This window comes from Psychrobacillus lasiicapitis (assembly GCF_006861795.1).
Classification (GTDB): domain Bacteria; phylum Bacillota; class Bacilli; order Bacillales_A; family Planococcaceae; genus Psychrobacillus; species Psychrobacillus lasiicapitis.
The window spans coordinates 35249-58243 of the sequence record NZ_VDGH01000008.1 but is presented as its reverse complement, the minus strand read 5'-3'; the positions used below and the strand labels follow the sequence as shown (position 1 = coordinate 58243).

Annotated in this window: 22 protein-coding genes; 10 read left to right on the top strand and 12 right to left on the bottom strand. The window is 36.9% G+C overall.

The genetic code is table 11. The features are described 5' to 3' along the window. Nucleotides 1-40: 40 nt before the first annotated feature. Nucleotides 41-1489 (bottom strand): S-layer homology domain-containing protein, encoded by a 1449-nt coding sequence (locus tag FG382_RS14065; protein WP_142539524.1) that lies wholly within the window; start codon nucleotides 1487-1489, stop codon nucleotides 41-43. Nucleotides 1490-1518: 29 nt separating this feature from the next. Then, the gene (locus FG382_RS14060) at nucleotides 1519-3150 is read right to left on the bottom strand and encodes a hypothetical protein (protein ID WP_142539523.1); all 1632 of its coding nucleotides are present in this window, start codon (nucleotides 3148-3150) and stop codon (nucleotides 1519-1521) included. 203 nt (nucleotides 3151-3353) lie between these two features. Between FG382_RS14060 and FG382_RS14055 the strand changes: the two genes are divergently transcribed. From FG382_RS14055 to FG382_RS14045, 3 genes are all read left to right on the top strand, one after another. Continuing rightward, nucleotides 3354-3851, top strand: coding sequence for a GNAT family N-acetyltransferase (locus FG382_RS14055; protein WP_142539522.1), 498 nt, complete (start codon nucleotides 3354-3356; stop codon nucleotides 3849-3851). A 186-nt stretch (nucleotides 3852-4037) separates the two neighbouring features. Beyond that, on the top strand, nucleotides 4038-5096 hold the full coding sequence (locus FG382_RS14050) for a branched-chain amino acid aminotransferase (RefSeq protein WP_373287573.1): 1059 nt from the start codon (nucleotides 4038-4040) through the stop codon (nucleotides 5094-5096). Nucleotides 5097-5179: 83 nt separating this feature from the next. Further along, nucleotides 5180-5977, top strand: a complete 798-nt coding sequence (locus FG382_RS14045) for a gamma-glutamyl-gamma-aminobutyrate hydrolase family protein (RefSeq protein ID WP_142539520.1) — start codon at nucleotides 5180-5182, stop codon at nucleotides 5975-5977. A gap of 19 nt (nucleotides 5978-5996) precedes the next feature. On the opposite strand, the gene FG382_RS14040 is transcribed toward FG382_RS14045, so the two are convergent. Further along, nucleotides 5997-6587, bottom strand: a complete 591-nt coding sequence (locus tag FG382_RS14040) for a transposase (protein WP_170206523.1) — start codon at nucleotides 6585-6587, stop codon at nucleotides 5997-5999. A 377-nt stretch (nucleotides 6588-6964) separates the two neighbouring features. Here FG382_RS14040 and FG382_RS14035 point away from each other — a divergent pair, with 377 nt between their 5' ends. From FG382_RS14035 to FG382_RS23000, 4 genes are read left to right on the top strand one after another with little or no spacing between them, the layout of a single operon-like run. Next, on the top strand, nucleotides 6965-7675 hold the full coding sequence (locus tag FG382_RS14035) for a response regulator transcription factor (protein ID WP_142539518.1): 711 nt from the start codon (nucleotides 6965-6967) through the stop codon (nucleotides 7673-7675). Further along, a complete protein-coding gene (locus FG382_RS14030) occupies nucleotides 7665-9008 on the top strand; it encodes a sensor histidine kinase (RefSeq protein ID WP_142539517.1) in 1344 nt (447 codons plus the stop codon). The genes FG382_RS14035 and FG382_RS14030 overlap by 11 nt, the downstream gene beginning before the upstream one ends. Before the next feature lie 59 nt (nucleotides 9009-9067). After that, nucleotides 9068-10144 (top strand): PepSY domain-containing protein, encoded by a 1077-nt coding sequence (locus FG382_RS14025; RefSeq protein ID WP_142539516.1) that lies wholly within the window; start codon nucleotides 9068-9070, stop codon nucleotides 10142-10144. 57 nt (nucleotides 10145-10201) lie between these two features. Further along, nucleotides 10202-10354, top strand: coding sequence for a hypothetical protein (locus FG382_RS23000; RefSeq protein WP_211356402.1), 153 nt, complete (start codon nucleotides 10202-10204; stop codon nucleotides 10352-10354). 787 nt (nucleotides 10355-11141) lie between these two features. Here FG382_RS23000 and FG382_RS14020 read toward each other — a convergent pair. Next, on the bottom strand, nucleotides 11142-12122 hold the full coding sequence (locus tag FG382_RS14020) for a proline dehydrogenase family protein (protein WP_142539515.1): 981 nt from the start codon (nucleotides 12120-12122) through the stop codon (nucleotides 11142-11144). Nucleotides 12123-12378: 256 nt separating this feature from the next. On the opposite strand from FG382_RS14020, the gene FG382_RS14015 reads away from it, so the two are divergent. Together FG382_RS14015 and FG382_RS14010 are read left to right on the top strand one after the other, a co-directional pair. Beyond that, entirely contained in the window at nucleotides 12379-14697 is a 2319-nt protein-coding gene (locus FG382_RS14015) for a 5'-nucleotidase C-terminal domain-containing protein (RefSeq protein ID WP_170206522.1), read from the top strand. Between the two features lie 185 nt (nucleotides 14698-14882). Further along, nucleotides 14883-15527, top strand: a complete 645-nt coding sequence (locus FG382_RS14010) for a hypothetical protein (protein WP_142539514.1) — start codon at nucleotides 14883-14885, stop codon at nucleotides 15525-15527. A gap of 73 nt (nucleotides 15528-15600) precedes the next feature. Here the strand turns inward: FG382_RS14010 and FG382_RS14005 are convergent, their stop codons facing one another. From FG382_RS14005 to FG382_RS22675, 8 genes are all read right to left on the bottom strand, one after another. Further along, nucleotides 15601-16650 (bottom strand): YkvI family membrane protein, encoded by a 1050-nt coding sequence (locus FG382_RS14005; protein WP_142539513.1) that lies wholly within the window; start codon nucleotides 16648-16650, stop codon nucleotides 15601-15603. 129 nt (nucleotides 16651-16779) lie between these two features. Next, the gene (locus FG382_RS14000) at nucleotides 16780-17838 is read right to left on the bottom strand and encodes a YkvI family membrane protein (protein WP_142539512.1); all 1059 of its coding nucleotides are present in this window, start codon (nucleotides 17836-17838) and stop codon (nucleotides 16780-16782) included. A gap of 87 nt (nucleotides 17839-17925) precedes the next feature. Continuing rightward, nucleotides 17926-19035, bottom strand: coding sequence for an o-succinylbenzoate synthase (gene menC / locus FG382_RS13995; RefSeq protein WP_142539511.1), 1110 nt, complete (start codon nucleotides 19033-19035; stop codon nucleotides 17926-17928). A 1-nt stretch (nucleotide 19036) separates the two neighbouring features. Further along, nucleotides 19037-19861, bottom strand: a complete 825-nt coding sequence (locus FG382_RS13990) for a GNAT family N-acetyltransferase (RefSeq protein WP_142539510.1) — start codon at nucleotides 19859-19861, stop codon at nucleotides 19037-19039. A gap of 5 nt (nucleotides 19862-19866) precedes the next feature. Further along, nucleotides 19867-20994, bottom strand: a complete 1128-nt coding sequence (locus tag FG382_RS13985; RefSeq protein WP_142539509.1) for a M20 peptidase aminoacylase family protein — start codon at nucleotides 20992-20994, stop codon at nucleotides 19867-19869. Continuing rightward, nucleotides 20991-21848: a MurR/RpiR family transcriptional regulator gene (locus tag FG382_RS13980; RefSeq protein WP_142539508.1), complete on the bottom strand. Its 858-nt coding sequence runs from the start codon at nucleotides 21846-21848 to the stop codon at nucleotides 20991-20993. The genes FG382_RS13985 and FG382_RS13980 overlap by 4 nt, the downstream gene beginning before the upstream one ends. Nucleotides 21849-22012: 164 nt before the next feature. Continuing rightward, a complete protein-coding gene (locus FG382_RS22995; protein ID WP_211356401.1) occupies nucleotides 22013-22255 on the bottom strand; it encodes a hypothetical protein in 243 nt (80 codons plus the stop codon). Nucleotides 22256-22312: 57 nt separating this feature from the next. Beyond that, a complete protein-coding gene (locus tag FG382_RS22675; protein WP_170206521.1) occupies nucleotides 22313-22462 on the bottom strand; it encodes a hypothetical protein in 150 nt (49 codons plus the stop codon). Nucleotides 22463-22749: 287 nt separating this feature from the next. On the opposite strand from FG382_RS22675, the gene FG382_RS13975 reads away from it, so the two are divergent. Then, nucleotides 22750-22944 carry a hypothetical protein gene (locus FG382_RS13975; protein WP_142539507.1) on the top strand — a complete coding sequence of 65 codons (195 nt, stop codon included), beginning with the start codon at nucleotides 22750-22752 and terminating at the stop codon, nucleotides 22942-22944. Nucleotides 22945-22995 lie beyond the last annotated feature (51 nt).

Here is a 22995-nt window from a genome sequence, read left to right as displayed (position 1 = left end):
TCCCCCATAAAAGCAAATGATGCTTTTATGGGGGATTTTCTTAGTTGAAATACAGCATATCGTCTCGATAGTTTTGTTTTAAATCAGATTCTAAGAAATTCAAATAGCGAACTAACAGTTGAGACGCCTTTCCTCGTGTCAGTACTTCGTTAGGGTTAATACGATTTTTTTTATCTGGATCGATTAATCCTAATTCACTTGCTACGTAAATACTGTCTTTTGCTTCTTTTGGTATTTTATTATCATCAACGAATTTTGTTGTATATCCTGGAGTAGGGGCACGGCCTTCTAAACCAAGGGAACGAACAATAATTGTAACCGCTTGTGCGCGTGTAATAGAATCTTTTGCGCCAAACTTGTCTTTATTTACTGGGCTGACGATCCCTTTATTTAACGCGCTTTCGATATAAACATAGTTAGGATCTTTTACATCTAAGTCTTCAAATAATGCTTTTTTCGTTGAATTTTTTTTCGTCGGTTTTTCTTCTAACACACGTAAATCTACCGCTTTTGCAACACCCACTGTGAATAAATCTTTTTTCATAGCTGCATCTGGCGAAAAGAAGTTGCTAGATTCATCAAGGATACCTAGGGAATATAGTTTTTCGATGTTAGGCTTGGACCAATGCTTTGCAATGTCACGGAATTTCGGAACGATCAATCGTTCTACTTTCGGTGTCTTTTCTTTGTTTAAATATATCGTTCCCGTTCCTGCATAATATGGAATATTGTACTCATATTCAGAAACTATATTAGAGGAGCTAATAACTGCATGTCCCCCTACAAAGCTAGAAAGGGAAGGAGTATGTTGCTCGTATTCTAATACTCTTGATTTACTATCCGAAACTTTGCTAGTTACAAAGGAGGTACCTTCAGGTGCTACGATTTCATAGTCGATAAACTGTGTGTCGGTAGAACCCCAGAAATTTTTGTATCCTACATTGCGTCCATCCATATAAACAGTAATTTTATCATTGAATGTTGTTCTTCCGGATTTTGCACTTCTAATATAAATTTTTCGAGCAATCACGTTTCCTGAGTAATAGTCAGTAGCTGGTCTGTTATCAATGACAGATCCTTGTGAAAATTGATAATCGTCTAGTGTATACGTCGTTTTATTTGCCATGGTCACTTTTTCTGTGTAGCTTTTTATAGTTGTGTTTGACGTTGTTTGGCTTTTGGTTACATGGTTTTTTAAGTCCGACACATAGACAACATTACGTGTTAATTTATCTCCATAGTCACTTGTTAATGTAAATTTATAAGTCGTTGTTAACAGATTTTTGTTCTCTTTTTCGGTGACAGTTGCTTTTCCAGTAAATTTAATAGGATATCCTGTTAAGAAAAAAACTTCTTCGTACTCATATTCATCGAGTACACCACCGTTGAAATCTGGAACTTTCGCACTTGCCGTTGGGATCGCTAATGTGAGCCCTAATACAACCGTCAACATTAAAATAAATAATTTTTGCATATTTTTGCTAGACATTTGAATTCTCCTAACCTCTTTTCCATAGATTAATCGACTAATATAATTCGTGCTTGTGAGTACGTGTCATGAATGATATATAGTCGATCATTTTCTTCTAAATCACTTTTGGAAATCACTTTTCCTTCTTTAATAAATGTCGTCCAAGTTGTATCCATGTAATAGATTGGATTAGACTCTATCCAGTTACCTGCCTGCCACTGGCTGACATCTTTTACTTGAATCGAATTCCAGTTCCAATTTCCGCTATATCGTCCGACCGATATGAATGATGCCGGGCTACTCCATCCTACAATTCTCGCGGCAACTATATGATTATCTTTTACATAGAAATAAGCATATTTACTAGTACTATTCGTAAAATCTGCCGTCCAGCTATTAGCATCTTCTACCACAACCGTATCCTCACTAAAACTTAAATTACTATAGCCTACTCCATACCAATAATTATTAGAAAGTCGATTTGCATTCGTCAAAGTAAGTCGGTATGATCCGACACTACTTATTTGGCCAAAATAAACTTCATGGTTCGATAGATTAGCGCTTTGGAAGCCGTCGTTTGTCACATAAATGACGTTGGCATATTGATGGGTTGTCGTACCGTTCGTAATAACATAAGCATCTCCGCTTTGTGAAAGTGCACTCGCATCCACTAAACGGCCGTTGCGAATAATAATCGTTCCGTTATGATAGGCCAGATTACCAGTACTTGATAATCTAATTTTTTGAGCAGAAGTGTCTACGGAATTTAAACCTTCATGTAGGTTTCGCTCATTCGATTGTTTAATGATCATTTTTTGTACTACTTCTTGGCCCATTTGCTCGATCGTTACATAGTAAATTTCATTATTTATATAGTTTCGAAGCTGATTGGAATCTACTTTTTTAGTGCCGACATAGATTGGTGTCTTTGCAGTAAAGGCTTTAGAGCTAATGTTTCCTTTGTTTGCAGAGGTATTTCTCCAATCCCAGTTGCGAAACACTTTTTCATCTTTTACTACTAGTTTTTTCTTTTTAGCGTCTATTTGCTGTACGGTCCCTTTATATAACTGTTCTACTTTAATCCCTTCCGCAACTATTTCAATAGTAGAAAGTGTAGAAGGACTGTTTTCAGAGAGGGTTAACTTTACACGGTCACCTTCGTATAAAACGCTCAAATCTACTAATTTATTGTCTTTAATAACTTTTGTTTGCGCATCTAAATAATATTTAACTGAATTTCTTTCTTTCGAATTAATGGCGATAAATTTGCCACTTCTGTCGATTGTGTTAACTGTACCAGTTAAACTTTCCCCGATGGCTTGCGAGTCACTACCTTGCGCAATATCGACAAAGCCGTTTAGTTCTTTTACATTGCGTAATTCAACGGTTGCTTCAACCCACATACCTTCTTTAAAGGCCCCGATGGAGGTCGGTGTGGAATTAATGAAAAGAGAAGCATAAGAATCAATATTCAATGTAATTGTTTTCCCTTTATCATTTATAAGAGTGATTTTGGATAGTTGTTTTTCGGTTGTTTTTTTATCCACCATGACTTCTTCATATGTAACATCGACAAACATTCCGCTTACCAATGTGGATGCTTGTACTTGAAGTGATGAGGGAAAGCAGCTAAAAAATAAAATCGAAAGCATAAGTATGTATGGAGTGAATTTAAACAATTGTGACGCCTCCTATCTATTTAGTATTTTGTCCTATATATTACTTATCGGTTAAAGGTAATGAATTGTTACATAGTTGTAATTTTATTGAGGAAAAAAGACTAGGAAGGAGAAAGCAGAAATGCTATAAGATTTGCCCGGAATGTTATAATGAAAGGATAAATACTGTGTAAACAGCTTTACGGAAAGGGAGTATAGACAAGATGATTACTTTAAGAAATGTTCAGCCGACAGATTTAGAGCAGTTATTAGTTATCGAGAATGAAGGCTTTTCAATAGAGGAAGCAGCTACAAAAGAAGCATTTATAGAGAGGATCCAATTGATAGCTGATACGTTTATTGTCGCAGAAAGAGAAGGGGAGATACTTGGATATATTAATGGACCTATTATTCATCAGCCTTATATAACGGATGATCTTTTTAAGGAAATCAATGAGAATCCAAAAAGAGGAGGATATCAAAGTATTTTAGGACTTGCAGTATCCAAAAGAGCGAGAGGTCAAGGAATTGGAAAGATTTTAATGGAGAAAATGGAAGAGCTTGTAGAAGAAAATAAAAGAGAAGGAATCACCTTAACCTGTAAAGAGGAACTAGTTTCTTTTTATGAAAAATTAGGGTTTGTTAATCACGACCTGTCAGAATCAAAGCATGGAGGAGTAAGCTGGTATAACTTAGTCAAATTAAGAGCGGATGTGAATTGATTCATTTATCGAGAATTAACGGGAAATGTAATAGTCAAATAGTAGCCTAATAAATTATTTTTAGAAAAGGTATTTATAATTTTCTTAAAAGTAGTATAATTGCATATAATATATTGTACGCAAATTAGAGCGGCAATCTACAAATAATTAAATTGATAGGGGAAATACATAGTGAATAGTCTAAAGATTCCAATTACAGTTAACGAAAACAAAAATGAAAAAACTCCTTCCAATCAACTAGTTTTCGGTACGAAATTTACCGATCATATGTTTATAGCTGATTATACGGAAGGGCAAGGTTGGCATGATCATCGAATAGTCCCTTATCAACCGATTACTTTAGATCCATCTGCTAGTATTTTGCATTATGGACAGACAGTTTTTGAAGGGATGAAAGCTTACTTATCAGAAGATGGAATTGTTCGCTTATTCCGTCCTGAAGAGAATATGAAACGTATGAACAATTCATGCGACCGTCTTAGCATGCCACAAATTGATGAAGAATTTGCGCTAGACGCTTTAAAACAGCTAATTGAATTAGACAAAGAATGGGTTCCTGCAGAGCCAGGGACATCCCTTTATATTCGTCCGTTTATGATTGCAACAGAGGCACATTTGGGTGTTTCTGCTTCTAAAACATATAGTTTTATCATTATCATGTCGCCAGTTGGTTCTTATTATAAAGAAGGTATTCATCCGGTTAAAATTCTTGTAGAGAACGAATATGTTCGTGCAGTTGCAGGTGGTACAGGAACTGCTAAAACAGCTGGAAACTATGCATCTAGCTTAAAAGCACAGGAAGTAGCAGATCGTGAAGGATATTCACAAGTACTTTGGTTAGATGGTATTGAACGAAAATATATTGAAGAAGTCGGTAGCATGAACGTATTTTTCAAAATTGATGGAGAGGTCGTAACACCAGCTTTAAATGGTAGCATTTTAGATGGTATTACTCGTAAATCCATTATTTCTTTGTTAAAACATTGGGGCGTGCCGGTAACTGAGCGTAAAGTTTCGATGGAAGAAATTCGCGAGGCTTATTTAAATGGTAAGTTAGACGAAGCCTTCGGAACAGGAACAGCAGCAGTTATTTCTCCAATTGGTGAACTTCGCTGGAAAGGCGAGCTGTTTTATGTAAACAATGGTGAAACCGGTGAACTTTCGCAAAAATTATATGATGCACTAACAGGAATTCAAAAAGGAACAGTTGAAGATCCATTTGGTTGGGTTGTCGAAGTAAAGTAAATCTTCACTACATAAAAATTGTCGCTCTTCCAATTGGTGGAGCGGCGATTTTTTGCTAAGAACAGAGGAACGGGGGATATAGAGTGAAACCACTTATCGGGATTTGTGCAAATTACTTATCTAACGACGCTGCTGGTATGGCAGCGGGTATAGGGGCAAAAAATCAAGAATGGCAAATGCTTGCAGATGACTATATTGTAGCGATCGAGCGAGCAGGCGGTGTACCAGTCATATTACCAATTACAGAGGACATTGAAACGTTGACACCTCTTTTGCAAAAATTAGATGGTATTTTATTTTCAGGAGGGTCCGATATAGATCCTAATTACTACGGTGAATATCCTAAATTTGGTATAGGGTTTATCGAACCAAAGCGTGATGCTCATGAAATAAAGCTTGCTCAAAAGGTTTTATTTGAAATGAATGTACCAGTGCTTGGTATATGTCGAGGTATGCAGTTACTTACTGTTGCAACGGGAGGAACGTTATATCAAGATTTGCAAAACCAAAAACCAGCAGGTATTAATCATTCTGTTCCAAAAGCACTGCGACATCATGCATTCCATCCAGTAGCGATAGAAAAAGATTCCCTTTTATATGAAATTTACGAAACAACTGAGCTTGGTGTGAATAGTTTCCATCATCAAGCAGTGAAAACAATAGGACAAGGTTTTAAAGCGACTATGTTGGCTCCGGACGGTATTATTGAAGGAATGGAACTGGAAAACACTGACCGTTTTGTAGTAGCTGTTCAGTGGCACCCAGAAATGATGGAGGCTCAAGTTTCCACAATTCGTCCGCTTTTCAACGCTTTTGTAGAAAAATGCAAACTAGCAAGTCACAATCTTACTCTTGTTAGCAGTGATGAAACGATTGCCTAACAATCTATTGAATCCTTTCTTATGTCAAAGTAAGAAGGGATTTTTCTTCTTCCATTCGATAGTTTTCGCAATAAGTGCTATAATTCTCCGCTACTATTTCTGGATATTGTTCGATGATAGAGGGCAATAACTGTGTATTGATAAAACTAGGCTGGCTCTTTGTTTGTTTAATATAATATTTGTATGAACTATGTGGATAGAGCTCTATCCTATCTGTATGCGCTTTAGTTGTTCTTAAAGGAATTTGGTGAATATAGCTACTCACGTTCAACAAGCCAATAGGGTGAGAGACCATATTTGCGAAAAAATGTGTTTCATAAAGCTGATCGAAGAAGTGATACTTTCGTTTGAAATAGTTAGAATAACGTTTGTTAATAATGGTCAATACATTATAAAGCGGCACTTTCGGTGAACGGATGAGTAAGTGATAGTGATTATTCATCATGCAATAAGCAATAACCGTAAAAGGATGCTTTTGGTGCGTATAATGCAGTGCCTGAAAAAACAAAGCAAAGTCCGCTTCATTTAAAAAAATATTTTGACGGTTGTTTCCGCGCACCGTCACATGATAAAAAATCTCCGGCTGCCAAACTCTTCTCATACTTCCCATTGTACTACCTCCCAATATTATTGAGTCCACCATACAATATAATCACTTAAACAACAATTTTCATAATTCAAGGTTTTTGTTGATAATTTCATTGTTAAGCCCTAAAATGCTCCTTAATTAAATTTAACTTCAAAAAATCATATCAAAATAAAATTTTGTAATGAGGAGAGTGCGTCAATGGAAAGCGATTCCAGGTTTGTCTTGTTAAACGGTCTTTTTGTTGCGTTCACAATGGATTTAATCTTGTCCAACTATATATTGGAAACTAGGGCGCAGGTAAGCCATTGGTTTTCGTTGCGGCATTGACTCTTGTGCTTCTGTTCTTAAACAGACCTGTTGTGTGCTAAAATAGTGGGAAAGAAAGCGGGGGGTTTTAGATGAAGGAGCATGTATTGATTATTGAAGATGAAGAAAATATCGCGCGTGTTCTTCAGCTAGAGTTAGAATTCGAAGGTTATGCTGTCGAAATAGCCTATACGGGAACTGATGGATTGATTAAATATCGAGAAAAGGTATGGGATCTTGTACTGCTTGATTTAATGTTGCCTGGTTTGAATGGATTAGATGTACTTCGACGTATTCGAGCAACCAAAACTGATACTCCAGTCATCTTATTAACTGCTAAAAGTGATTTAGAGGATAAAGTAACTGGTTTAGATTTAGGTGCAAATGATTATGTGACGAAGCCGTTTGAAATTGAGGAACTTCTTGCACGTGTGCGCACAGCTATTCGTGTATCTAAATCTTCGGCAGTTCATTTGCAACATAATGACAATGTGCATATATTCCACTCACTTCTTTTAAATGAGCAAACTCGTGAGATAACTAATGAGGGAGAGTCCATCAATTTAACACCAAGAGAATATGATCTTTTACTTTATTTGATGAAACATCCGAACCAGGTGCTAACGAGAGAACAATTATTAGATGCTGTTTGGGGTTTTGATTATTATGGAGATACAAATGTGGTGGACGTTTATATACGATATGTACGTAAAAAGTTAGAAGAAAACGGAAAATCCTCTCTTATTCAAACAGTACGAGGTGTCGGATACGTGCTGAAGGAGAAGAAAAGCGATGAATCTTAAAACAAAGATACATCTCTTTTCCACCGTTTTAACATTGGTTATTTTAAGTATGATGAATATTGGTATTTACATATTATTTGAAAGAATGGCTTTCGATACAGAGTATAAGCAGCTTAATAATGAAGTGGACGAACTGATTGCTGCTTTAAGTAAAATAAGCAACGAAGCAGATGCCGCAACTATTTTACGTACATATATCCCTCCAAATGGTGGTATTCGGGTTATCGATAGCGATGAGGATTTGAAGCTGTTTGTGCAAACGATTGATGGAGTCGATGAATATTATCCGAGGTTTAAAGTAGGCGAAAGGTATTCTATCGGTGCTTTTCAAGGAACGCCTATTTTAACTATAAGTAAACCAGTCATTTGGGTAGATGGAGGAGTCACAGAAGTTCAAGTGATGAAAATTTTAGGAGATGTAGAAAAGAATTTAGATTTTCTTCGTCTCATTCTACTAAGTGTGATGATAGTCGGCATACTACTCATGACTGTTTCAAGTGTGACATTAGGAAAAATAATCACGAGACCTATCACAAAGCTTATAAACACTATGTCCCAAAGTAGATTATCAGGAACCTATGAAAAGATTGTCGTTCCTCCCAATGGTAAAGATGAAATGGCACAAATGGGCATCGCGTTTAACGAAATGATGGAGAGACTAGAGCAAAACTTTAAAAAGCAGGAACAATTTGTATCTGACGCTTCTCACGAATTAAAAACACCTCTTACGGTCATTGAAAGCTACGCCAAATTATTAGCTAGACATGGCTTTAGCAACACAGCTGTAGCGGAAGAGTCAGTACAGGCGATTGTGAACGAAACGGCCAGAATGAAAGAAATGATCGAGCAAATGTTACTGCTTGCAAAAAGTAATGAACAAAGCATGCGCCATTTCGAAAAAATAGATGTATTTCGCTTAGTAGAAACGACGTTACAATCAATGCGTACAGCATATAATCGGCATTTTATATTAAACGGGCAAGGGCCTATTTATGCTAATACAGATTTAGAGCAATTAAGACAATTGCTATTCATTATTTTAGATAATGCAAGGAAATATAGTGAAAAAGAAATTATCACGACCATTTTGGAAAATGAAAAAGGTATAACTATTTCTATTTTAGATTATGGTAACGGCATTCCTGAAAAAGATTTACCACATATATTTGACCGTTTTTATCGAGTAGATGAAGCGCGAAATCGAAAGACAGGGGGTACAGGCCTTGGAATGGCTATAGCTAAAGACATTGCAATGCGTCTTACGGCAGAGTTAAAGATTGAAAGCACAGTTGAAGTTGGTACAATCATCCATATTTTTATCCCAAATACTTAAATTCTCATCGTTTTTTAATGTTTGTATTTTATGATAGATTTGAGGAGGGGAAAGCGTGAATGAAATTTTTCAAACTAAAAAGATTTCTATCGATTATTACATTGATTGTAGCCAGTTGTTTGATTGTTTTTGTATTAAGCATTACTCGGACCAATCAACAGTCGATATCGGAAAATGAAGTCCGCGCCCAACTTGAGCAGACATATGATGCAGATGTAGCTATTGTGGAGAAAAATGAAGCTGTTTACCACGCACTCATTGCTAAAAATGGAATTGTATATTCAGTAGAAATGGATGCACTCACAGGTGAAGTTAATTCACTTAAACAATCGGATAAATACATCATTGAAACAGAAAGTGAAGTTGCGGAAGGGTCAAGTGAATCGATCCCAGAGAAGTCTTCTCAAATGGAAGGACAACCAAACCAAGAAAAAATAACGGAAGAGCAAGTAGTAAGAAAAACAGAAACAGGACAAGCTAAGGAACCGCTCAAGATTATTATTAGTGAGAAAAAGACGACTACTAATAAGCCGGTGGATATAGCAGAAACTCCAAAAACAAGTGATAATAATACGGCTAAACCTATCATATCTGCAACTTCTAAAATAGAAGAAAAGGTAGAAGAAAAGCCTAATAAAGAAATTAGCAAGGATTCGCCAAAAGTAGAAACGAGTAAACAAGAAGAAACAAAAGCTGAAACGCCAAAAGAAGAGACTGCTAAAACGGAAGAAATTGTAGATGCAATGAAGCCTGTGCCGCCAAAAAAGACGGAATCTGCTAAGGCAGAAGAACCGACGTCGGAGGAAACGCAAGCACAAACACCAGGACAAACTACTACAACAAATACTATACAGTCAGAGCCTAAAAAGCCAGAAGCAGAAGCAAAAACAGATAATGTTACAACTACAACTGTATTGATCTCGGAAGAACAGGCGATTAAAAAGGCGCAGCAGCAACAAAAAGGAACAGTTGAAAGTAGCTCGTTTGTAAAAACCAATGAAGGTGGCTACTATCTAATTGTGATGAAAGCAACTTTCTCTGAGAGTGACAAAGAAAGTGCGAAAGAAAGAAAAACAAAAGCAACCATCCAAGTGCATGCAATTTCAGGTAAAATACTTTCTATTACTTGGGAGTGAAAATTCTCATCAATTTCTAATAAAACTCTATGAGTATTCTCATTTACTTCGTTTAATATGAAAGTAACAAATGAATATTATTTAAAGTTGATGAGCGAGTTTGAAGGAAGCAAGCTTTACCAACTAAGCATAATAGGGGAATTTTCAAGTCAGCAACAAAGCGATAAAACGAAGCGAAGAAACGAAGTCACAAAGTTTACGGCGATTTAAATATAATCCTTGAGCGATAACAAGGAGCTAAACACCTCTTCTACCATTCCCCGTAGAAAGAGGTGTTTTTTTATTGGTTAGGAACCTATAGAAGATTTAGACATGAGGATAACTTTTTTTCAAGTAGCATAAGGAATGGCATGTATTTATTTTATACGTAATATAGGAATACTGCGACGTAGTGAGTTGAATGAAGTGTCCACTGGGATTTCCACTACAGGGTGGACGCTTTCCGCGGGCACGGCTTCCATCTCCTCGGAGCTCTCGCTCCTGCGGGGCTTTCAGCTCGTACTGTTCCCGCCGGAGTCGCCACCCCTTCGCTACAATCCAATAGAGTTTGCTATTTACTCCATAAGGAGACACTAAATTTAGAACTATGTTGCATTTTCTATGGGTGAAAACCTTTGATTGGTGGAATAAGATATACTATCTAGCGATTGTGATTAATTAATGGGTGCTGCCATTGCTTGAATGGCTAATAGCAATCTTTCCTTTTATACTGTATATAAAATGATTCCAAATAAGAAACTGCTTGAAAGTTGTAAATGAATTAAATAGCTTTTTTGCGTTTAATTGATTGATGCGCAAGGCGGCGACACCCGCGGTAAGCGTCCGCCTGGAGCGGAAATCAATTGCCTTTGCCGTATCTCTTTACGACGCAGTTTCCCAATTATGTGAGTTATTCCATTTATCATTTCCATTTCCTAAATGGGGCAAGAGACAGATATTTGTAAAGTAAGTAAAAAAAACTGTGTTACCGATATAAATCAGCAACACAGTTTTTCATTTATTTTTTAACTTTATTACTCTTTGTTAATCGTCCAAGGGCGAATGCAGCTGCACCGATTCCGATTAATGTGTTTGTTTTCTTGTTGAATACTTGCTTTACAACAAGGTTCATATTTTGAGGGCGTTCTGCTAAGCGACGCATAAAGTAGCCGTACCAGTCATTTCCAAATGGTACATATGTGCAGAAGTTATAGCCTTCGTTTGCTAGTTGTTTCTGCATGTCTGTGCGGAAACCATATAACATTTGGAATTCAAATTTGTCGTTTGGAATATTATTATCTTTGATAAATTGTTTTACATGGTTAATCACATTATGATCATGTGTTGCAATCGATGTGAATTTACCGTTTAGTAAGTGCCATTCGATTAATTCTACATAGTTTTGGTCGATTTCTTCTTTTGTTTGGTATGCATATTCTGCTGGTTCTTTATAAGCACCTTTTACAATTCGAAGGCGGAAATTTTTATATTTTTGAATATCTTCGACAGCGCGGTAGAAGTACGCTTGAATTACTGTTCCAAGATTATCGTACTCTTTAGATAGTTCGTCTAAAATATCGAATGATGGTTGTAAGTGTTTATGTGATTCCATATCGATATTGATGAACGTACCATATTTATTTGCCACAGCTGTAATTTCTCTTAAATTCTCTAATGCAAAATCATAATCTATATCTAACCCAAGTTGGGATGGTTTCAATGATATATGAGCATCTACTTGATGAGCTTCGATTGCCTCAATAACAGCAATGATTTGTGCTTTTGCTTCTAATGCCTCTTCTTTTTCAAAAACAAATTCTCCTAAATTATCTACTGTACAGGAGATTCCAAGTGCATTTAATTTTTTTATGCTTTCCATTGTTTCTTCAATATTTGTTCCAGCAACAACATGCTGTGCACCCATTTTTAAACCATATTTTTTTGCTGCCCCGTTCAATGTCTGATTTTCTGACAATGCGATAAAAATATCTTTTAACATAGTGATGCTCCCATCTCTTTATAATGATTTATTATAGCACAAAAAGAATAATGTAAGCACATACAATTTGTTATTATGTCGATTACATGATTGAAATACGTGTAGATTAAAGTCGAAGAGATTCATCTAACATTTACTGCAAATTATCGGAAATTAGTCTTGCGATATATTCATAACTCAGGTACTTTAGAATTAGTGAGTAATTACGAATCTTTTAATAGAATCAATTATTCAAACAACACTCAGGAGGTAAGTTATGAAAAACAGTAAGATCAAGAAGTCAGCTGTTGCTGCAATTGTTGCCACATCATTATTTTCTGCTGCGAATGTCTCATTTGCAAATAGTTCACTACAAGAGGTAGTAGACAATGCAAGAAAAGACATTAAAAAAGCTTCATATTCTTATGTAGTTCCTGCACAATCTGGGAAACTAGCTACTAGTGCTGAACTATATCCTGTATTAAATACTGCGAAAGCCAATTATCAAAAAGCAAGAATTGCAATTGTTAAATCTGATGCTAAAAACAAAGATACATTACTGAAAAATTTAGATGATTTATATTATGAAAGAGTTACAAAAGGATTAGTTCCTTATATCGACGCATATAACTATGCAGATAAATACTTAGATCCAATCATGAAAGAGCTGGCTCAAGCAGAAGCAGATAAAGACTGGGCAGCTATTGAAAAAGCATATCATAAACTTTCTGTTCAACTAAAAACAAGAACTGCTATTTTATATCGCTTTACAGGAAAGGCATCTCGCGATCTATTACTAGAGCAATATAAAAACCCGGCAAATCAAAAAAGAGATACATTAGCAGTACCAGTAACTATTTACATGAATGCAAATAAAGCAGCCGCACTTTATGCAGAAGGTAAAAAAGAAGAAGCAATGGCAATCGTCAATGCTACTTTGCCACTTGCAGATAAGCTTCCAAGTGAGTCTGCAGTTCCTGCTATCAAAGAACTTAAAATCTATTTAGAGAAATTGTATGCTTCTTACAAAGATGTCGATTTCTCGCTATCTTTAATGCATGTCAATGATACACATGCAAATACGCAAAAAGCTCCACAACGACTGACTGCTATCAAAGAAGTTAGAGCTGAAAAACCATCTGCGTTATTAATCGATGCAGGGGATGTATTTTCTGGTACGCTATACTTCAATGAATTCAAGGGACAAGCAGATCTAGCTTTGATGAATTTAATGAATTACGACGTGATGACATTTGGTAACCATGAATTCGATTTAGGTTCCTCTCCGGAAGGACATAAAGCATTAAGTGAATTTATCCAAAAATCGAATTTCCCATTTGTAAGCTCAAATGTGGATTTCTCTAAAGATGTAAACTTAAAAGGCTTATTTAATGTAAATGCGTCTTCGGATCCAAAGGATGGACAAATTTACAGCGGTATCATTAAAGAAGTAGACGGCCAAAAAGTGGGCTTGTTCGGGCTAACGACTGCTGAAACAGCAGATATTTCTAGTCCAAAAGATGTTACATTCACGGACTATATTAAAGCGGCTCAAAAAATGGTAGACGAATTTGAAAAACAAGGGGTAAATAAAGTTGTCGCAGTTTCTCATATCGGATACGACGATAATGCAGAGTTCGATAATGATTTACTATTAGCAGCAGCGGTCAATGGAATTGATGTAATTGTAGGCGGTCACAGCCATACTCAATTAGATAAGCCAGTAGTAGTGGATAAAGACAAAAATGGATTAGCAAAAGATCCAACAGTCATTGTTCAAGCATATCAGTACAGTGATTTCTTAGGTACATTAGATGTGGACTTTGACAAAGACGGTAAAGTAGTGGGACATAAAGGAGCTTTAATCCCGACAAAAGACAAAAAAGAAGATCCTGAAGCAGCGGCAGTATTGAAAACATATACAGAAAAAATTAAAGAAATAGAAGGACAAGAAATTGGCGTAGTGGCAGAAACAGAGTTAACAAATCCTCGTGCAACTACAGATGAAGATAAGAGTGTACGTAAAAACGAAACAGCCCTAGGTAATATTATTACTGATGGGATGCTAGCAAAAGCAAAAACATACAATGATAAAGTAGTGATGGCGTTCCAAAATGGTGGAGGAATTCGTGCGGAGATTAAAGCTGGACCAATTACGGTTGGAGACGTTATTACAGTACTTCCTTTCGGTAACACATTAGCAACAATGGAGTTAACAGGTAAGGAATTGAAAGAGGCATTTGAACTTAGCTTTAAATCTTATCCTAAAGAAAACGGTGGCTTTTTACATGTTGCTGGAGCAAAAGTTGAATTTGATTCTTCTAAACCAGCTGGACAACGTGTAGTATCTATAAAGTATAAAGCCGCAGACGGTTCGTATGTAGATATTAAAGAAAATGAAAAGTATGTAGTAGCAACAAACGCATTCACTGCTGTACAAGGTGGAGACGGATATGACTTATTCAGAAAAGCTTACGAAGAAGGTCGTGTAACGGATCTTGGGCTTTCAGATTGGGAAAACCTTCAAGAACAATTACAATCATTGAAAACAGTCAACAATGAGACTGAAGGTAGAATTGTAGACGTAAAAAAATAATAAAAGATAGAGACCCATTCGCTAATACAGTGAATGGGTCTCTTCACTTAGTAATTGTTTAGTAAAGAAAAATTTGGGTATGTAATGCATAAGCGCGTATTATATTGGCGCTTAAAAAGCAGGAAGTATATTTAGCGTACAGAAGTGAGTGCTTACTTTCTAAAAGAAAGAGGAGGAATTTTTGTATGAAGAAAAACTACGTAAAAGTAACTGCTACAACTGCTCTACTATCGGCCGCTTTATTTGGTGGACCTTTAATAGGGAGCGCGCATTGGGAAGAAAAAGGGCAAGCAAACGATTGGAAGCAGTCCTATCAAAAAATGGAAAAACAACCGTGGAATAAAAAAATTCAGAAAAATGATAAACAATGGAAAGATAAAAATGTTAGCAAAGACACATATGAAACTGCGGATGCTTATGGGAAAAATACAATACTCCCACTTCTGGCATCTATTGAAACCGCAGAGGCCAATAAAGACTGGGAAGCATTAGAAGCCAATTACCATAAACTTTCTAAAGAGCTGAAAAAGGGAACCTCTCTATTTTATAAAGTAGAAGGAAAAGAGAATCGAAACAAACTGATGGAGACGTACAAAGCTCCAGCAGAAGCGAAACGTGCAGAGCTAGCATTGCCGATAAGTATTTATATGGCTGTGAACAATTTAGAAAAATCGTTCGAGAAGGGGGATAAAGCCAAAATCGAGCAGAAACTATCAAAGGTTAAAATGTTAATGGATAAGCTGGAAAATGTAGAGAACAATACTCTACTACAAGATTTAGCTGCAAAGGTAAAGGGATTTGAAAATAAACTACAGAACCAAACAGCATAGCAATCTAATCTCAAGGCTTATGATTAAATAGATGAAAAGTGGCGGGGACAATTATATGTCTCCGCCACTTTTTTCAATAAATCTTCCTTCGGTATGTAAACCAAGATATGAGAATCGCTCCAATTAGCAAGATTCCTAGATAACCGGTCACGGGGTAGATCGTTCCGATGAGATAGACGAACCCTAACGAGCTAGCAAAAAAGGCAAAAACACCAGAAAAGATAGTAAATGCTTTAAAGGAAGTTTTTCCTGGTTTTATAATACGTGCGGAAAATGCATACAGCATCGCCACAGCTGTGTTATAAATCATGCCAATAAGGATAATTGCCATTAAAAACCCGATAATAGGATGCATATTATTTGCGATGGTTACCATTGGCATCGATGTATTACCAATAGAATCTATTTGTGTGAGCATTGAAATATTAATGAGTAAAATAAGCAATCCTAGCCCAAGCCCACCAAACATTCCTCCCCAACCAGCCACTTTTTGATTTTTGACCGTACCAGCTATTACAGTAATCATCGATACACCAGCAGCAATATTATAGGAAACATATAAAAAAGCGCCAACACCCCAATGGGAAACAGGGGGAGGTGTTCCCGCACTCACGGTTTTAAAATCTACGCTTGTATCATAATGGAACACCGAATAGGCTGCTATGATCAATACAATTACTAAAAGAAATGGAGTGATTGCACCAATTAGTCCAATAACTTTTTGGACACCTAACATTACAGAAATAATCGTAATAATGGCCATTATTAAACTGCCTATTAAAGCAGATATGCCAAACTGCTCCTCAAAAACAACACCTGCTCCAGCAAACATAATCATCGTTATGCCGAACAGTAAACAAGTAATGACCATATCAATCACGAAACCTAAATACGGACCACAAATATGATAAATGACCTTCTCATGCGAAGTCGTTTGCAAACGACTACCAAGTTGAGTTAAACTCATTCCGAAAAATGCGAGTAATACAGTTGCAAGAATTGAACCTGCAATACCTAGATAGCCATAGCTCGTAAAAAATAACAATATTTCTTGTCCAGATACAAAGCCTGCTCCAACGACGATCCCGATAAAGGCGGATCCGATTTGAAGGCTTTTTTTCATATATTGGCTCCTTCTGTTTTCTAATGGGGTGCATCTATTTTCATATCATTTAAAGTATACGCTAATGTTTCATCGGCCATGAGTAGAATTGTTGGGAAATCTTCGCAAAGCATATTTTATTTCTATCTACTAAGCTCTCACACTTTTTCGTTTAAACATAACCCAAGAAACAATAATTGCAGCAATTAAAAGGAATCCTAAATAACCTGTAATTGGATACACCGTACCGACAAGATTTACAAAACCTAGGAAACTAGCGATAAAAGCAATTACACCAAATAGAATTGTAAAAGCTTTAAAAGAAGGTTTTTCTGGCTTCACAACGCGTGCAGAAAATGCATATAGCATTGCAACGGCAGTGTTATAAATCATACCGATTAGGACAATTGCCATTATATATCCGACAATCGGATGTATGGCATTGGAGAGTGTAATCATTGGCATCGCTACATCCGCAATTTTATCCATTTGTGTTAGCATAGAAATATTAATCAATAAGATAAGTAAACCTAATCCAAGACCGCCGATAATTCCTCCACGACCTGCAACTTTTTGGTCTTTTACAGTTCCACCAATTACCGTAATCATCGCCACACCAGCTGCGATATTATAGGAAACGTATAATAACGCACCCATTAGCCAGTTTGAAGCAGCAGGAGACGTTTTCGCGACGGCTGCATCCATATCTATCGAATCAGGATCGAAATGGAACAATGAATATCCCGCAATTACTACAACCATTACTAACAAGAATGGGGTAACCGAACTAATTAAACTAATCACTTTTTGAACATTCAATGTAACTGTTGCAATGGTGATCACAGTCATAAAAAGACTTCCAGCAACTGCAGGTAAACCAAATTGTTCTTCAAAAATCGCGCCAGCTCCAGAGAACATAACTACAGTTACGCCGAACAAGAAAAAAGTGATGATAATATCTACAAAAGCACCTAAATAGCGACCGCAAATATGATAAATTACATCCTTATGAGAAGTCGTTTGAAGCCTACTTCCTAATTGGGTTAAATTCATCCCAAGGAAAGCAAAAAGGATTGCAGCAAGTATGGAGCCAGCCATTCCTATGTAACCGAAGCTGGAGAAGAACTGTAAAATCTCTTGTCCCGAAGCAAATCCTGCACCGACAATGATTCCGATAAAAGCGGAACCAATTTGAAAACTTTTTTTCATATCCTTGAACTCCTTATTATTAAAAATATTCCGAAAATTATAGATAGGAAGCGCCCAATCTATAAAAGAGATAGGGCGCTTATTCTGTTATGCTTTAAAGTTAAATGTATCTACCGTATAACGGTCTATTGCTGCAAAGTTCGGCTCATATCCAATTCCGTAGCTTGTAGGAACCGTAATATAGCCATCTTCTGCTACTACTTCCGGTGTAATAACATCTTCCTCCCAATAGCGGGAAGAGCCAGCTGTATCACCTGGTAAGATAAAGTTCGGAAGGGTTGTTAGTGCTACATTATGTGCACGTCCAATTCCCGACTCTAACATACCACCACACCATACAGGAATATTATGTTCCATACAGTAGTCATGGATTTTTTTCGATTCCGTTAAGCCCCCAACACGGCCGATTTTAATATTAATAATCTTTGTGCTACCAAGCTCAATCGCTTTGCGAGCATCTTCCAATGAATGAATGCTTTCGTCTAAACAGATAGGTGTTTTTAACTCTTTTTGTAATTTAGCATGGTCGATAATATCGTCGGAAGCTAAAGGCTGTTCAATCATCGTCAAATTGTATTCATCTAATTGTTTTAATACGTCGATATCATCTAATGTATACGCAGAGTTCGCATCTGCCATTAGAGGTACAGTAGGAAATGCTTCTCTTAGTGCTTTTATTACTTTTACATCAAAGCCAGGTTTTATTTTTACTTTCATCCGTTTATAGCCTTCTGCTACGTAACCACGGACTAATTCGATCAACTCTTCTGTGCTTTTTTGGATACCGATGCTAATACCGACTTCAATTTTCTCAGCATTTCCACCAAGTGCTTGCGCTAAGGTCATTTTATTACGTTTTGCATATAAGTCCCAAATCGCACCTTCTACTGCTGCTTTTGCCATATTGTTTTTGCGAAGGGGGGCAAAGAGTTCATTCACTTCATCTGGGTGAGCAAATTCTTTATCTAATACAAGTGGGATTAGAAAATCTCGAATCATATGTAAATTGGTTTCGAGTGTTTCTTCGTTATACCAAGGAGAGTGAAACGCAGTAGATTCTCCCCAGCCTGTATTTCCTAGTTCATCTGTAACCTCTAATAGCAGGAACTCTTTATCTTGGAAGGTTCCGAAACTTGTTGCAAAAGGGGATTTCATCTTCATTTTCATTTTGCGTATATTAATTTCTTTGATTTGCATATTAGTTCTCCTCTGTTTGTATTGGTATCGTGGATTTTTGCACAAATTGATAATAGTTCACTGATTCATCTGTTTTACGAACAGCAACGAGTGCATAGCCTTTTGAAAATAGGCCTTGCATAATCTTTCGTATTTGCAAGCGCCATTGTATGGCAGTCTCCGGACTTATTTTTTTCATTTCTTGAAATTGCTGGGGAATAGGTACTTCATATCCTTGGCTTGTCAGGTCAAACAAATCAGGTTCCACTAGGATAGGTAGATTTTGTTCTGACAATGCAGTTTGAAAAGGATTATCGAAAATTACATTGCTTGGCATCCATTTCTTCTCGACACGATCACTTGTAATCCACCATTCAATTTGTAAACGATCCGTTGGTAAGCCGGCGTTAATCCCGCCTGTCATTTCCCCGTAGCAATTTTCGATGTACGTATCAACGATGCCGTATAGCTTGGTAACATTTAAATAAGCATTGCGGCTTTCCAGGGGATCGAATGTCCAGGTAATTAGTTTGTAACCCATCTCTTTTGCTACGACAAGCTGTTTTTCTTTTAATTTTTTGCCGATACCTTGTAGTTGGTAATCTGGATGTATACCAAGCATGTGGGAGCATAAGTATGCTTCGTTGTTTTGGTAGCCGGCAAAGCCATAAGAAAAGCCTACTAATTTCTCCTCATCAAATGCCCCGATGATCAATCCGCCATTTTTAACAGCCGTAAGTGTTTGGTGGACGGGAATCGATTCCATGCCCCAAACTATCTCTTCTAATTGCCGGACTAGTTGCATTTCATCGACAGTTTTTAAAACGCGCATCGTTAATTGGTTCATCTTATTTACTCCTTTGCTCGAAAAGTACCAATGATTGTACGGGCTAAAATTTCGATGCCAGTTATAATGCTTTCCTCGTTAAATCGCATATCCGGATGATGTAATCCAGGACTTAGATCGCAGCCTAAACCAAGCATCGTTGCCTTAATGGAAGGTCTTTTTAATGTATAAAAATGAAAATCTTCCCCGCCTGGTGTAACGATTGGTGGCACATAATATGGTTTACCGATCGTATCGATGATTGCCACTTTCATTAATTCTACCGCTGAATCGTCTACTTCTGCAGCTGCAATTTCCGTCTCTATATGAAAATCGATTGTTATATTATTTAGAGAGGCAACAGAACTAATCGCATGCTCTACTTTGCCAATTAATTCATTCATCGCGCTATTCGATTGTGCACGGACGTCAATACTAAACTCCGCATTACCAGGAATAATATTAGCAGATTCCCCGCCAGCTTGGAATTTTGTAAGTTTAGCAGAATAGGACATCATTGGGTCCAAATAAATCGCTTGAATGGCTTGCACCATTTGAGCACCAACTTCAATTGCATTGACACCAAGATGCGGTCTTGCACCATGGGCTTCCACTCCATGAATTTTTCCGCTAATTAGTTTTGCAGCACCATGTAAAATAGCTGGAGCAGCATAGCCATTTCGAACCTCTTGAATTGGACGAAGATGTACACCGTACAAATAGTCAATATCTTCGACTAGACCTTTATCAATATAAGAAAGAGCACCCGTACCTTTTTCCTCTGCTGGCTGAAATAATACTTTTAAAGTACCATGCTTTGGAATACCTAGTTTTTTTAGTAAAAGAAGTGTACCGACAGCCATCGTCATATGTGCATCATGTCCACATGAATGATTGGCTTTAAACTCTCCGTCCACTTCTTGCCATAGGGCATCCATATCTGTTCGAAGTCCTACACAAGGTTTCCCGCTACCAATGGTTACAACTAATCCGGTTGAATCTTCGAAAGTAGTAACCTGGAATCCTTCTCGGATAAGAAAATCTTTCAAATACTCCGTCGTTAGGAACTCTTTCCAGCTAAGTTCAGGATTGGCATGAAGATGTTGAAACACTGCTTTCACAGTAGGTTTTATATCTAATAATGCTTGTTTCATATTGGATCCTTTCCTTCCTCGAATAGAAAATGACTCGGAATCGTTTCATATAGTGCTTGCCTTTTATTGAAATCCTCTTTTTGCTCCACGATTAATCCAGCAACAATGGCATTCATAAACGAAAAGAGGGGAGAGACAGCATCTAAAGTAGACTTGTTTGCTGCATAAATAGGGAACAATACATCACTATACGCATGAATCGGTGCTAAAATCGAGTCACTTATTCCTATAATATATGACTTTTGATTGCGTATAAGCCCGGCTATTTCAATCGTTTCTTTTAAATACCGATGGAAAGAAATGATGATGACAACAGAATGCTCGTCCATTTTCATAATTGTACGGATCACATCTTCCGTATCAGGCTGTATAAAATGGACATCTTCTTTTACTAAACCTAAAGAAAAGGAAAGCCAGTTCGCAGCTGAATAAGAAGAACGAAGTCCGAGTACATAGACAGATTTCGCATTGGATATGCGTTGGACGGCAGCTTGATAAGCGAGCTCATCTATTTGATTCATTGTAGCTAAAATAGATTTCCGGTCCTGTTCCATCACTTGCTTGTGGAAGCTCATATCTTTAGGGATATCCATTTTAGCTTGCTGATAACTCGTTAAACTACTTTCCTTAAAAAATTCCTCTCGAACTAATTTTTGCAGTTCTGTATAGCCGGAAAAACCTAGGGAATTCGAAAACCGAATAACGGTGGATTCACTTATCCCGATTTTGGAACCAAACTCTGCTGCCGAATATAAGGCAATATCATTGGGATGGTCCAATACATAGTTCGCAACTTTCTTTTGACTTTTCGACATGTTTGTAAAATGTTCACGTATCAACTCTCGTAATAACAAAGCTCAAACTCCTTTATCCCGCATTAACGGGCAGTAAGACTCCCACTTCAAGATTTAAGAAAAGTGAAGAGATAAGTGGGAGATCAACTGCCCGTAAAGGCCCGATTGGTTCAACTAACAAACAGTGGGGGATGAAGATAACCCCCACTGTTTGAAGTTTCACCTTATCCCGCATTAACAGGCAGTAAGACTCCCACTTCAAGATTTAAGAAAAGCGAAGAGATAAGTGGGAGATCAACTGCCCGTAAAAGACCGATTGGTTCAACTAACAAACAGTGGGGGATGAAGATAACCCCCACTGATTGAAGTTTCACTTTATGAAGGAAATTCATCATATTTTTAAAAGGATGAAGTATTAACTTCATTTTAATATTGTTAAATTTATCACAATATTCAGCTGAATACAATATATTAATTTCTAAAAATTTAAAAAACCCCACTCGAGTGGGGACAAGCATGATAGATTATTTGGATGCATTGGTTGTATCTGTAGCTTCTTCTTTTTCTTCTGGATTATAGACGGGACCGCCCTCCCCAATCATATTTAGAGAAGCAATGACATCCCAATTTTTTCGCAAAGCCATTTCCTCCGGATCCACTGGATTTGAATACATGATACTCTCCTCCTTATCATACTTTACTAGCTAGTATATTAATGAAGGCAGATAATATATGATGAAATGTATTCTATTATGTATAAAGATGTTGTGCTGGCACAATTAAGTCGGTCTGTTGTACTAGGAATAATGGAGATAAAAAATTAATTTCAACAACGTGAAAACGCTTTAAATACATTTTTGAACTACTATTTTTTCGCTGAAACAAATTGCGTTAATTTACGATTAATTCTGTCAATTGAAATAACTTAAAAGTATATTACAATAAAAATAAATGAAAGGAGATGAAAAAACTGTCAGCAGAACATTTCGTAAATGTTATGAATCACAGTATACAAAGAGTGGAAAAATCAGTGGAACAGATGGAGCGTCATACATCCATTACAAAAACAGAACAGCTTCAACTAATGCAAGCGGTATTGGAATTAGCAGACAGAATTAAGTTAATCGAAACTCATGTCAAAACGATCAATAAATAGATCTATCATATAAGCAGATGTAGAAAAAGCTCGTCATTTTCTACATCTGCC

Bases quoted from the DNA above. Each gene is read 5' to 3' on its own strand.
- FG382_RS14065 (WP_142539524.1), bottom strand. From the start codon at position 1,489: ATGTCTAGCAAAAATATGCAAAAATTATTTATTTTAATGTTGACGGTT.
- FG382_RS14055 (WP_142539522.1), top strand. From the start codon at position 3,354: ATGATTACTTTAAGAAATGTTCAGCCGACAGATTTAGAGCAGTTATTA.
- FG382_RS14040 (WP_170206523.1), bottom strand. From the start codon at position 6,587: ATGGGAAGTATGAGAAGAGTTTGGCAGCCGGAGATTTTTTATCATGTG.
- FG382_RS14035 (WP_142539518.1), top strand. From the start codon at position 6,965: ATGAAGGAGCATGTATTGATTATTGAAGATGAAGAAAATATCGCGCGT.
- FG382_RS14030 (WP_142539517.1), top strand. From the start codon at position 7,665: ATGAATCTTAAAACAAAGATACATCTCTTTTCCACCGTTTTAACATTG.
- FG382_RS14025 (WP_142539516.1), top strand. From the start codon at position 9,068: ATGAAATTTTTCAAACTAAAAAGATTTCTATCGATTATTACATTGATT.
- FG382_RS23000 (WP_211356402.1), top strand. From the start codon at position 10,202: ATGAAAGTAACAAATGAATATTATTTAAAGTTGATGAGCGAGTTTGAA.
- FG382_RS14020 (WP_142539515.1), bottom strand. From the start codon at position 12,122: ATGTTAAAAGATATTTTTATCGCATTGTCAGAAAATCAGACATTGAAC.
- FG382_RS14015 (WP_170206522.1), top strand. From the start codon at position 12,379: ATGAAAAACAGTAAGATCAAGAAGTCAGCTGTTGCTGCAATTGTTGCC.
- FG382_RS14010 (WP_142539514.1), top strand. From the start codon at position 14,883: ATGAAGAAAAACTACGTAAAAGTAACTGCTACAACTGCTCTACTATCG.
- FG382_RS14005 (WP_142539513.1), bottom strand. From the start codon at position 16,650: ATGAAAAAAAGCCTTCAAATCGGATCCGCCTTTATCGGGATCGTCGTT.
- FG382_RS14000 (WP_142539512.1), bottom strand. From the start codon at position 17,838: ATGAAAAAAAGTTTTCAAATTGGTTCCGCTTTTATCGGAATCATTGTC.
- menC (WP_142539511.1), bottom strand. From the start codon at position 19,035: ATGCAAATCAAAGAAATTAATATACGCAAAATGAAAATGAAGATGAAA.
- FG382_RS13990 (WP_142539510.1), bottom strand. From the start codon at position 19,861: ATGAACCAATTAACGATGCGCGTTTTAAAAACTGTCGATGAAATGCAA.
- FG382_RS13985 (WP_142539509.1), bottom strand. From the start codon at position 20,994: ATGAAACAAGCATTATTAGATATAAAACCTACTGTGAAAGCAGTGTTT.
- FG382_RS22675 (WP_170206521.1), bottom strand. From the start codon at position 22,462: ATGTATTCAAATCCAGTGGATCCGGAGGAAATGGCTTTGCGAAAAAAT.
- FG382_RS13975 (WP_142539507.1), top strand. From the start codon at position 22,750: ATGAAAAAACTGTCAGCAGAACATTTCGTAAATGTTATGAATCACAGT.